At 39.1% G+C, this 12,339-nt stretch carries 9 protein-coding genes; 5 read left to right on the forward strand and 4 right to left on the reverse strand.

All coding sequences use genetic code 11. From position 1 onward, the window contains the following. Positions 1–79: 79 nt before the first annotated feature. Positions 80–508, forward strand: coding sequence for a hypothetical protein (locus K2X50_00430; GenBank protein ID MBX9585699.1), 429 nt, complete (start codon positions 80–82; stop codon positions 506–508). A 69-nt stretch (positions 509–577) separates the two neighbouring features. Here the strand turns inward: K2X50_00430 and ssb are convergent, their stop codons facing one another. From ssb to K2X50_00445, 3 genes are all read right to left on the reverse strand, one after another. Continuing rightward, positions 578–1,048: a single-stranded DNA-binding protein gene (ssb, locus tag K2X50_00435; GenBank protein ID MBX9585700.1), complete on the reverse strand. Its 471-nt coding sequence runs from the start codon at positions 1,046–1,048 to the stop codon at positions 578–580. An 80-nt stretch (positions 1,049–1,128) separates the two neighbouring features. Continuing rightward, positions 1,129–2,418 carry an MFS transporter gene (locus K2X50_00440; protein ID MBX9585701.1) on the reverse strand — a complete coding sequence of 430 codons (1,290 nt, stop codon included), beginning with the start codon at positions 2,416–2,418 and terminating at the stop codon, positions 1,129–1,131. Positions 2,419–2,565: 147 nt separating this feature from the next. Further along, positions 2,566–3,696 (reverse strand): F-box protein, encoded by a 1,131-nt coding sequence (locus K2X50_00445; GenBank protein ID MBX9585702.1) that lies wholly within the window; start codon positions 3,694–3,696, stop codon positions 2,566–2,568. Between the two features lie 108 nt (positions 3,697–3,804). On the opposite strand from K2X50_00445, the gene K2X50_00450 reads away from it, so the two are divergent. Beyond that, positions 3,805–5,139 (forward strand): Fic family protein, encoded by a 1,335-nt coding sequence (locus K2X50_00450; GenBank protein MBX9585703.1) that lies wholly within the window; start codon positions 3,805–3,807, stop codon positions 5,137–5,139. A 9-nt stretch (positions 5,140–5,148) separates the two neighbouring features. Here K2X50_00450 and K2X50_00455 read toward each other — a convergent pair whose 3' ends face one another. Then, the gene (locus K2X50_00455; GenBank protein MBX9585704.1) at positions 5,149–6,399 is read right to left on the reverse strand and encodes a hypothetical protein; all 1,251 of its coding nucleotides are present in this window, start codon (positions 6,397–6,399) and stop codon (positions 5,149–5,151) included. A 220-nt stretch (positions 6,400–6,619) separates the two neighbouring features. Here K2X50_00455 and uvrA point away from each other — a divergent pair, with 220 nt between their 5' ends. From uvrA to K2X50_00470, 3 genes are all read left to right on the forward strand, one after another. Then, the gene (gene uvrA, locus K2X50_00460; GenBank protein ID MBX9585705.1) at positions 6,620–9,451 is read left to right on the forward strand and encodes an excinuclease ABC subunit UvrA; all 2,832 of its coding nucleotides are present in this window, start codon (positions 6,620–6,622) and stop codon (positions 9,449–9,451) included. Further along, complete coding sequence (locus tag K2X50_00465; protein MBX9585706.1) at positions 9,444–10,679, forward strand: hypothetical protein; 1,236 nt, start codon at positions 9,444–9,446, stop codon at positions 10,677–10,679. Before uvrA ends, K2X50_00465 begins: the two co-directional genes overlap by 8 nt. Positions 10,680–10,908: 229 nt before the next feature. Continuing rightward, positions 10,909–12,261 (forward strand): putative DNA binding domain-containing protein, encoded by a 1,353-nt coding sequence (locus K2X50_00470; GenBank protein MBX9585707.1) that lies wholly within the window; start codon positions 10,909–10,911, stop codon positions 12,259–12,261. Positions 12,262–12,339: the final 78 nt, after the last annotated feature.

Raw genomic sequence — 12,339 nt, forward strand, 5'->3', positions numbered from 1 at the left:
CTTAAATTAAAAGTCGTTTGTGTTCTCCTTCATTAGGAAAACACAAAAACACTATTAAATCCTTTATTGCGAGGTTTCTATGTTGAAAACAAAAATTTTATCCGGTCTTAAAACCATTCTTCCAGTTGCTGTGATTACTTTGTCTGGCTGCGCTACCGTATTTACCGGCACGACACAAAGTATTCAAGTACAAGCTGTGGATAGTGGCACTCATAACTTAATTTCTGGAGCACGATGTACTGTGATTGATGGTCAAGGTGCGGAGTTTGTAGTGGGTACTAATCCAGGCTCTGTTATTTTAACCAAAGGTAAAGGTGCATTAAATGTACGTTGTGTTAGACCTGGTTATGTCCAAAAGCAAGTTGGTGTTGGTCAAAGTTTCAACGCATGGACCATCGTTAACGTTCTATTCTGGCCGGGCGTTCTTGTTGACGCAGTAACGGGTGCAATTCAACAATACCCATCGCACATCACTGTGTTAATGGAACCTGCTCATCGTAAACACTAAGATAAAGATTTAGAAGATATAAAAAAGGCGCCTAGTTAACTCAGGCGCCTTTTTTTATTAAAGCGATTTTTAAAAAGGAATATCGTCGTCGAATTGACCAGCACCGATAGTTTCGAGAGGTGGAGAAATCGGCGCATTTGCTGAACCTTGAGTTACTGTAACCGCACCTTCATCACTGAAATTTCCACGTTCCTGACCACCGCTTCGGCTATCAAGAATATGCATTTCATTTGCGATGATTTCTGTTGTGTATCGATCGATACCATTTTTATCTTGCCACTTGCGAGTTCGCAGTGTGCCTTCAATATAAATCTTTGAACCTTTACGTAAGTATTCACCAACAATTTCTGCTAAGCGATTAAAAAATACAACTCGATGCCATTCGGTGCGATCTTGTAATTCGCCTGTTTGCTTATCACGCCAAGTTTCACTGGTTGCCAAATTTACGTTAGCTACTGCGCTACCGCTGGGGGTATATCGTACCTCTGGGTCGTTACCTAAGTTACCTATTAAAATAACTTTATTTACACCTCTAGCCATTGTTTCGTCTCCTCTCTATCCAATCAGTTGTAATATTCTGTCCACTTACCATATCCTCCGAACAACAACACAGATTGTTGTTAATCTCGAATGAAAGCCCGCATCGTATTCATGAGCAGAGGCTTGTCCAGTATTGTATTGTCTACTTTGAGATATGCAATACCGTGTTCTAGTAAAATTGTAACCTCAACGACCCCCGGAATTATATTTAATTTTTGGGAGAGATCCTTTACCTCTGCGGGTTTTAAGCCTTTTAGCGGGATAAGTTCCGTTTTTAGGTGCAAAGGCTTACACATAAATAGTGCAATGAGTAACCAAGAAGCAGTCAATATCGCACAATAAATGAACATGGTATCAGCTTGCCAAATGCTTTGTACTATGCCCGCGGTCGTTCCTCCGAAAAATATGCCCAGAAATTGGCTGGAGGAATAAATGCCGAGAGCAGCGCCTTTGCTATGCGTGGGGGCTAGTTTAGATACGAGAGAGGGCAGCATGGCTTCGAGTAATGAAAAGGCGATGAAAAAAGCAATCAAAGCCGTAGTGAAGTGCCATAGTTGCATGTGCCAGAAATAAAGTGAGCATTGGCTCATTAAAAGAGTGGCGATGGCGAACAGTAAAATGGGCTTTTGTTGTTGATAACGGTCGGCGACGATCATAAAGGGGACCATGCCGAAAAATGCAACGATGAGGATTGGCAAGTAGAATTGCCATTGATGGGTCAATTCCATTCCTGCGGCCTGTAACATTGAGGGTAGCACCGCAAACTGCGCGGTGAGTAAGGCGTGATTGATGAAAATACCGTAATCTAAACGAAGTAGTTCTTTATTGCGTAAGGTTGTCTGAAGTTGATGGAGCAAAGATTTGGGTGGCTGAAAACTCTGATGGCGGGGTAGTGTGGGTATTGCAACTAAGACGATAATAATGCCTAGAAGAGCCAAGGCAGCGGTAAGATAGAAAATTCCCGAAAGCCCTATGACCTGATAAAACACTGGACCGCTAACTAGGGCAAGACTCAAGGAAATGCCAATGGTCATGCCGATTGTCGCCATGGCTTTTGTTCGGTTTTCGACTTTGGTCAGGTCTGAAAGCGTGGCCATAATAGTGCTGCCAATGGCTCCTGAGCCCTGTAAAACACGGCCAATTATGAGGCCGTAAAGACTACTAGCAAGGCCTCCTATGATGCTCCCAAGCGCAAATAACGTTAGCCCAGCGATAAGGATAGGCTTTCGACCCAATCGGTCTGAAAGTACGCCGAAAGGGATTTGTAGTGTGGCTTGTGATAAGCCGTATGCCCCTAAGGCAAACCCAATCAGGCGCGGAGAAGCTCCGGTATAGCCCTGCGCTGCGATCGCGAAAATCGGCAAAATCATAAATAATCCGAGCATGCGAAAAGCGAAAATCGACGCTAAGGATAATGTAGATCGTAGTTCATGTTGTAATGGATGTTTTTGCATGGTGTGATGCTAGCATTATTAGGCATTTTTAAACAGAGTTACTCGATACTTTAGCTATGTTCTTTACATGACTACACATTTTTTACTTTGTGGTTCAAGTTTCTCTAAAAGGGGTTGTAGTTGCGTATTATTTTGACAAATTTGATGCAAGCACCGCTGTAGTGCCCCATTGGATTCTAGCTCCTTTCTTAAGGCGCCGACCCCTTTTGGTTCATGTTGAGTTTTTTCATCGAAAGCATGTGTGAAAATTTTTAGAAAAAAATGTGAATCATTAGAAACGGCTTGAGTAAGTAATGCGTAGATTTCTTGCTCTGTTTTATTACCGTTTGGAAATGCTAATTGTAAAAGAAGATTATGACAGGAAATTAGCTTGATGATTGATTTCTTTCTGCTCTTTTCAGCTGCCAGACGTGTATTATCTTCAGAAAACTCACAAAACTTAAGAAATGCAGCGTGTGTTGCAATTTTATACTCACCACCCCAAATGCTGTAGTGGAGCATATTGAAATTATACGATGTGTCATATACAAGTTCTTTTTCGTCTGAGACACTTTTATGATGGAATTCAATCATTTTTTTTTGGTTTTGATAGAATGCGAAAAGATAGGGTATTGCTCCTGATTTATTTGGTCTGCATAAGGAATCGTAGTCTTTAATTTTTGAAGCACAGGCGAAAAAAAAATCGGCGTCTCCGGCTAAACAGAAAAAGAATGAGATTGAATTATTATAAGTATCTAGGACATTGTAATGAGTGACTATAGTTTCAATAACTACATCGTTGTAGGCAGGTTTTGATTCATATTCAGTTTGGCTGAGTATTCCCGTTTTAAAAGATAATAAAATAAATATATGTATGGGGTGCGTAATTTCAAGCTCAATTGCGCCATAGTTAATCATTGTAAGAACAATATAGAGACGTTTAACTAGGAAAGGATCGAGTATTGCTGTATCGAGTAATTCTGTACTGAGATTGAAATCTTTAACTAATTTGTATCGCCAAAAAGTTTGATCTGGTGCGATGTTCCATTGTCTGCAGACGAGGAAGCTATTGAGTAATTCCACTCCTGTTAGATTACTTAATATCAAATTAACAACAGGCCTGGGGAACGGGCCTGATGATACATCAGGTTGGATCGAGTTATTTGCTGGAGTGCTTATAGCGCGTGTTTTAGTACCCTGAAAAAACTTTTTCATAGATGACCTATAGGGTGTCGGTGAGTTTAGTTGGTTTCGCTAAAATTTGGGAGATAATAACACAAGACTGTACTATAATCAATAGTATAAGTTGTTTGGAGGTGGGTTATGAGAAAGACCGAGGTTCCCATACATAAAGGTATGGGGGGGTATGAGCGTTGCCCTCCAAGCGAGCTTTGGCGTTTAGAACTCGATCGTAATCGCCAAATAGGTGTCAATCCAACACCCAGTAGACTGGTTAAGCCTAATACATTTGATCAGCGGGATGCGGGATATTTGCGGGGCTGTTTTAGTGGGTTTGAATTTGTACTAACAGCCATCCAACAAGAAGAACCATTAAAACTTGGTAGTGCATTTCTGCAGAATCTTCATAAAGCGTGTGTCTCAGGTGTCACTCGAGATGTTGCTGTTGAGATTGAAGGCTCGATGACAGTTCAAGCTGTACCCATTAACTCTGAATTTAGATCAGTCACAGGCAGTGGATATTCCATATTACTTGATCCAAGCAAAATAGATCAAAATGCGACAGAAGAAGGGGTCAGAGAACTCATTGAAGAGTTTCGTCGAACTCCATTAAATTCATTTGTGCAAGTAGAGAAGGTCTTCGATGAAAAACAAGGGCGAGAAGTGCCCAAAGTCTTAGAATTAAGGACTTATGAAGATATAATTGCTACGATTCAATCGGGGAAAGCGGTCGCAATTCAATCTCGAGAGCGAAAGGGGGAATCACCCCAATCAATACGAAAAGAGGTAACCCAAAGTATTGATGAATTATTCCATCGATATGGAGTGCATATTAAACAGGCAGATAATGATCCTGATAAAATTTTGCACGCAATTGCGACATTGATTAGAGATATTGAAGTTATACATCCGTTTGAAGATGGAAATTGTCGAGTGTTGAATAAGCTCATGAATATATTGTTGATCAAAAATCATCTTCACCCCGCAGTATTAACTAACCCTAATCGAATAGATGGATTTTCAGCTAATCAATTGGTAGGTGAAATTAAACAAGGTATGAAAAATTTCGATAATATTTGTAATGGTCAAAGTGATAATGAGATTCAAGGCAAAGCTCAGCCTTATTCAAGAGTCGATGAAGAGGTGTTTAACATGCGTTGCTGTTATGTTCAGAATAATCCTAATGTAACGATGGTGGTAGCGATAAATATTGTAAAATCTGCCATGAGTACTGTAATGATACCACCACAAGAGCGTAAGAAGGTCTTCAATCAACATTTGGAAGAAACAATGCAGTTGTTGAGAGGGAAACCTGTGTTTACGGGAAAAGAACTTCGTTACATACAGTCTGATCTATTGGCAAAATTACAGAGTGCTACTCAGCGAAGTGTCGTTCTTCCTCGTTGGGTTGAAAAGGATGGGGCTGATAAAACGTCTAATATGACAGCAAGTATCGCTGGTTCTCAGTCTAAAAAATAAAAAATATTTTTAATAACTTTTTTTTGAAAATTGTGGAATTTCTGTATCGACTGGCGTTTTTGATAATGAATTTTTTTTAGATTTTGAAGAGATGATACACGAAGGAATAATTGGTTTACATAAAACAGAAAATTTTCTTTTGAGTTTATTTAATTCCAAAGATGACCAGCTATCTTGTTCTGAGAGTACAGAGGTTAGATAATTCAGGAGCTTTTCTTGTTTTTTTCTTGGTGCCTTTTTAAAGCCCTCAATCTCATTAAGGATAAATTTAGACACGATGCCGCATAATGTTGGTTTTTTCCCTATAGGGCAAGATTTGATACTAAGGAAGGAATTATTAATTAATGAATAGTCGCTATTGTTTTCGGTGATTTGATTTTTAATATTAGAATAAATCAGAAAGCCCTGTTGAATTTCGTGGACTAATTCCTCTAGTGAAAATCCGTCAATTCGATCATTATTAGATATAACACTTGGAGGGAGATGATTTATTGCTAGTAAATATTGCCTTAGTAGGTTCATGGTTCGACAATTTGCGTCCTTGAATGGATGGAAAACTTCGAGAGTTCGAATTGTTTTAGCTATGGCATAGAGCTTTTGTTCTTCTGTTTCTTTTGGTAAACGATGATGTTCTTCGAATACAAGGTTTACATAACTTATAACTGATTGTCGAATTTCGTCAGGTGTTAAATTTGGAAGGGGCCTAGACTCAATGCTAACAATATGTCCATTTTCTAGAGCTGTTAATACCTCTTCAGTAGTTGATAGTTCCATTTTTTTACCATCAATTCTAACAAATCTACTGTATCCATTTTTAAATTCATTTATTAATTCATTGATCCCAGCAGGAGTTGCATTTTGACCTGGGTTATTAGGGTCGATATTAATTTTAAAACCCGCGCCTGTAATGTTCCTATAATTTTGGTCCAGCGGGATAAACTTGGTATCCAGTTCATTCTCAATGGGCACTTCTTCAAACACATTTGCTGTGGTGTGGGAATGAAGGGCAAGTAAAAAATCAGCATCAAGTATTGTTGGCTCAGAAGAAGACAGGCTTTGGAGAATGAACTCAAGACCTGAAAATGCGCCTTGAAGGTAGCCTGGTTCTAGTATGTCCTGACTTAAAGGGCCTTTCGCGCTTATATTTTTTGAAACACCTGCCTGTCGATTTCGCGATACCAAGCATCGCCATAATTCACAAGGTGGGCATTCTGAGAAGGATTCAATGCCGTATGCTATTTTCTCATCAATAATTTGCATGTGTCACCACTTAAATAGTATATATATTTAAATGTATCATGTATTTAATTAAAAATAAAGCAAAAATTTTTGGCTTTCTTATGGTTCTAAGGTTCTGATAGGCGTTGCCCAAAATTTCCAGACATATTATGTGCTATCCATTGGAGGATTGGTAAAATAGCTAGCTAAATAGTGGTAAGACGGATAAAATGCCCCATTTGGTGGTCGTTTAGGTTGGATGATGGACAAAATTACGATTCGTGGTGCGCGTACACATAATTTAAAAAATATTGATCTCACTCTTCCTCGGGATCAGTTGATAGTGATTACTGGTCTTTCTGGATCTGGGAAATCATCGTTAGCATTCGACACTTTGTATGCTGAAGGTCAGCGACGCTATGTTGAATCTTTATCAGCGTATGCACGACAATTTTTATCAATGATGCAAAAACCAGATGTTGATCATATTGAGGGTTTATCTCCCGCAATTTCTATTGAACAAAAAGCAACTTCACATAATCCACGTTCAACAGTGGGCACCATAACCGAAATTTATGATTATCTACGATTGTTATTTGCACGTGCAGGGCAAGCACAATGTCCGGAACACGGTACAATTTTAGAAGCACAGACAATTAGTCAAATGGTAGATACGGTATTGTCTCTTCCTGAAGAAACAAAGGTGATGTTATTGGCGCCTGTTGTTAAAGATCGAAAAGGTGTGCATCAAAATATTATAGCTGATTTACGACGTAAAGGATTCGTTCGAGCTCGAATCAATGGTGAAATTGTCGATTTGGATAAAGCACCAGAATTATCGTTAAGAAAAAAACATACAATTGAAATTGTTGTTGATCGACTAAAAGTGCGTGCTGATTTAACTCAACGATTGGCTGAATCTTTTGAAACAGCAATAGATCTTACTGGTGGTATAGCGAGTATTGCTTTTATCGATGAAAAACGTCCTGATGTTCAGTTTTCTGCAAAGATGGCATGTTCACAATGTGGATACAGTCTTACAGAATTGGAGCCCCGTTTATTTTCTTTTAATAATCCTGTCGGAGCTTGTCCAACCTGTAATGGTTTGGGTGTGAATCAAACGTTTGATCCAGAAAAAATTATTTCCGATGAAGAAATAAGTTTGGCAGGTGGCGCGATTAGGGGCTGGGATAGACGCAACTTTTATTATTTTCAAATGTTGCAATCATTGGCCAAGCATTTCCGTTTTGATGTGGAAGCTCCTTTCAACAAACTTTCAAAGAAAATTCAAGATATTTTGTTGTATGGCAGTGGTGATGAAGAAATTATATTTCGGTTTATGTCGGCGCGCGGAAAAGTATTTGAAAAAACACATCCTTTCGAGGGTGTTTTAATGAACATGGAACGCCGATATTCTGAAACTGAATCTATGGCTGTTCGGGAAGATTTGGCGAAATTTTTAACAACGAGTCCGTGCAAAACCTGTGAAGGTCAGCGATTACGGCTAGAGGCACGCCATGTTTTTGTGCAAGATCACTCGATACCTCATATCGTCAATATGCCTATAGGAAAAGCACAGGAGTTTTTTGAAAAAGTTTCTCTGCCAGGAAAAAGAGGCGAAATAGCCAAGAAAATATTAATTGAGATCACAGCGCGTCTTGGATTTTTAGTCAGTGTTGGCTTAAATTATTTGACTTTATCTCGAAGCGCAGAAACACTTTCGGGTGGAGAGGCTCAACGTATTCGTTTAGCAAGCCAAATTGGATCAGGATTAGTGGGGGTCATGTATATTCTTGATGAGCCCTCAATAGGATTGCATCAACGTGATAACGATCGATTACTCAAGACACTAAAACACTTACGTGATTTAGGCAATACGGTTATCGTTGTTGAGCATGATGAAGATGCTATTCGTGCGGCTGATCATGTAGTGGATATAGGTCCTGGTGCGGGTGTGCATGGTGGGTACGTAATGGCTGAAGGAACACCTGCTGATATTGAAGCTCACGATAAATCGTTGACGGGAAAATATCTTTCGGGAAAATTAAAAGTGTGGGCTGCTGCAGTCCGAATTCAACGCAATCCTAAGCAATTGTTACATATTCAAGGTGCATCATTAAATAATTTAAAAAATATTGATGTCACAATTCCTGTTGGATTAATTACCTGTATAACGGGTGTTTCTGGTTCAGGAAAATCAAGTTTAATTAACGACACGCTTTATCCAATCGCTGCAAAAGAATTTAATGGTGCAACATTAGTGACGCCCGGTCCGTATAAATCAATCGCAGGATTAGGTCATTTTGACAAAGTGGTAGGAATTGATCAAAGTCCAATAGGACGTACTCCACGTTCAAATCCCGCAACATACACTGGGTTATTCACGCCGATTCGCGATTTATTTGCAGGGATTCCTGAATCAAGAGCGCGCGGTTATCAGGCGGGTAGGTTCAGCTTTAATGTGAAAGGTGGGCGGTGTGAAGCGTGCGAAGGTGATGGTGTTATTAAAGTTGAAATGCATTTTTTAGCCGATGTTTATGTAGAGTGCGATGTATGTAAAGGAAAACGCTATAATCGTGAGACTCTAGAAGTTCGTTACAAAGGAAAAAATATACACGAAATTTTAGAGATGAATGTTGAAGATGCGCGTGAATTTTTTGATGCTGTTCCGGTGCTAGCGAAAAAACTACAAACTTTAATTGATGTGGGCTTGTCGTATATTCACTTGGGACAAAGTGCAACGACATTATCAGGCGGAGAAGCGCAGCGAGTTAAATTGGCGAAAGAACTATCAAAGCGAGATACCGCTAAAACGCTTTATATTCTAGATGAACCTACAACCGGTTTGCATTTTCACGACATTAAACAATTATTAGAAGTTTTGCATCGCTTGCGTGATAAAGGAAATACGATTATCGTGATCGAGCACAATTTAGATGTCATTTGGGCAGCTGATTGGGTAATCGATTTGGGCCCAGAAGGCGGGGATGGGGGTGGCCGTGTTGTGGCTACTGGTACACCGGAAGAAGTGATGAATATTTCCGCTTCTTATACTGGTCAATATTTATTGAAGCATGTGAGGCGCAATGAGTAGTTTATATCAGAACAAAACGTTTGGTGGGATTTTGTTGGTTGCGGGAACATCCATTGGAGCTGGAATGTTGGCATTGCCAATTACTACCGGAGTGGGTGGATTTTATTCAGCTATCGGATTGTTTTTGATTTGTTTTGCGTACATGTTGATGACTTTATTTTTATTATTAGAATCGAATCTTTATGAGCCCAGCATGGAAGCTAATATTATTTCAATGGCGCGCCGACGTTTAGGTGTGCTTGGACAAATAGCTAGCTGGACATCATTTTTGTTGTTGTATTATGCTGTTGCTGCTGCTTATATGTCTGCTGGCGGTTCTTTAATTGGAAATTTATTGGCTTCTGGCGGTGAATTATCTCTTATAAAAACAAACATGACAATTATTGGATTTGCAGCAGTGGGTGGCTTGTTGGTATTTTTTGGCGCCTGGTTGGTGGATCACATTAATCGATTTTTTATGTACGGTTTGATTTTATCGTATTTCGCTCTTGTTTTTTTTGTGACGCCCCATGTGAAAATGGTTACATTGAACGCTGGCGATTCTAAATATTTATTGGTCGCAATTCCCATTGTGATTCTATCCTTTACTTCTCATGTGATTGTTCCCAGCTTACGTATGTATATGCAGAATAATGTGAATCAATTAAAAAAATCTCTCCTTTTTGGATCTTTAGTCCCATTGATTTTCTATATTGTATGGGAATTTTTAATTGTCGGCGTTCTTCCCTCTACAGGTGAATATAGTTTAACAGCGATTGCTGCACGGCCTCATCCTGTTGCAGGTGTTACTCAAGCTTTGCATTCCTATTTGGGATTGAGTTGGATTGCGGCTGCTGTGGGTGTTTTTTCTTTTTGCGCATTAGTAACTTCCTTTTTAGCCGTAATTTTAAGCCTCATCGATTTCTTATCCGATGGTTTTCAAATTAAAAAAGACGTGTGGGGTCGTTTGAGATTATTGTTTTTCACTCTAGTTCCGCCTTTATTATTTGCGCTGTATTTTCCTTCTGGATTTGTATTGGCGCTGAGTTATGCGGGCGTCTTTGTTGCTATTTTATACGGTATATTACCCCCGCTCATGATTTGGAAAGCTCGATATCATGAGAATTTAGATTGTGGATTTAGAGTTATTGGCGGTAAACCCCTTTTGGTGTTTTGTATCATTGGCGCTATCCTTGTTATTTTATTTCAAGTGTTGAGTACGTTGAATCTTCTCCCGGTGCCTCAATAAACAAGGCTAGATTTCTGTCGATTAAATTCAGCTGATAACAGTGAAGGCGTCTCTTGTCGAGCCGCTTCCTGTTTGAGTTTCCAGGCTCCCATTTACGATTGGGCACCCACCTACTTCCCCTTGGTTTACACTTGGGCTCCTTACATCGCAAGAATTTGCGTCGCATTTGCGTCGCATTTGCGACGCAAATTTATTGACATTTCTACTGGTTACTACTAGAATGTGCCCTATGAGTGCTATAACCGACATATCTTTGATCCTGAGTGAAGGCGAAAGCTACAAGGTTGAGTTTAAGGAGCAGAAAGCAAAACTCGATCGTGAAATTGTTGCGTTTGCCAATGCATCTGGTGGCTCCATCTATTTGGGGGTAAACGACCAATCCGAAGTCGTAGGGATTGAAATATCAAATAAATTGATGAGTGAGATTCATGATATCGCGCGTAACTGCGATCCCAGCATTCGTATTAGTTTAGTACAGCATAAAGCTAAGGTTTTAGAAGTACAGGTTGAGGAAGGAATTGATAAGCCTTATCGATGTCACGATGGCTTCTTTTTACGTGTTGGCCCTAGTGCCCAAAAGCTTCGAAGAGATGAGATAGTTGAGCTACTTAACAATTCAGGCAAAATTCGTTTTGATGAAAGTATTAATACAAAATTTGACTATAAAAATGATTTCTCGAAAAATCGATTAAAAGAATATCTAAAAATCTGCGAAGTCAAAACAAGTGCAAAAACAAAAGATATATTACAAAGTTTCAGTGTCGCTGAATATAAAAAAAATGAACTGAAATTTACGAACGCTTGTGTTTTGTTTTTTTCACTGAACCCACAACGATTTTTCCCTGAGAGTTATATTACTTGTGTCCGCTATCAATCGAATGATCGATTTTCAATAATAGATAAAGCTGAGATACTTGGTTCTCCAATAGAGCAAATCGAGGAGGCCATGCTGTTTATTCTTCGCAATATTTCGGTAAAAACTGTTGTGAGCTCAAAAATAAAACCACTAATAGGGCAAAGTACTAAAGTTTATGACTATCCTATAAATGCTTTACGTGAAGCTGTTGTAAATGCAGTAACACACCGAGATTATGGTTATGATAGTTCTCACGTATATATTCATATTTACCCAGATCATATTGACATAGAGAATCCGGGTGGGTTATATCATGGCCTCACAATTGATAATTTAGGAAAACGCAGTGTCCGCAGGAACAGATTGATTGCAGATCTTTTATATCGAGCTAACTATATTGAAAAAGCAGGAACAGGTTTTGACAGGATGCATGAAGCACTCAAGAACAACAACAATCCACCACTTGATGTAAGTGTGACTAATTTTTTTAATATACGTTTCTATAAAAGAGTAGAATCTGAGAATGAGCTCAACTTAACTGCTCGACAACAGTTGCTTTATGCTATGTTGAAAGAAAAGATAGTGATTAAAAAACAAGAAGCTGCGCTCTATCTAGGTATCAGCAATGATACCGCTCTACGAGAGCTCAAAGTACTGGAAAAACAAAAATTAATTGTCCGAACTGGAACAGGGAAATCAACCGCTTACAGGATCAAAATAAGTTGAATTGAAGTCGAAAGTTAGAGCTTATCGAAGATTGCAATCAGATATTGCAGTCAGTTTTTCGTAATTAAGTCTCGTTTG

It is taken from the genome of Gammaproteobacteria bacterium (assembly GCA_019748175.1).
Classification (GTDB): Bacteria; Pseudomonadota; Gammaproteobacteria; order JAIEPX01; family JAIEPX01; genus JAIEPX01.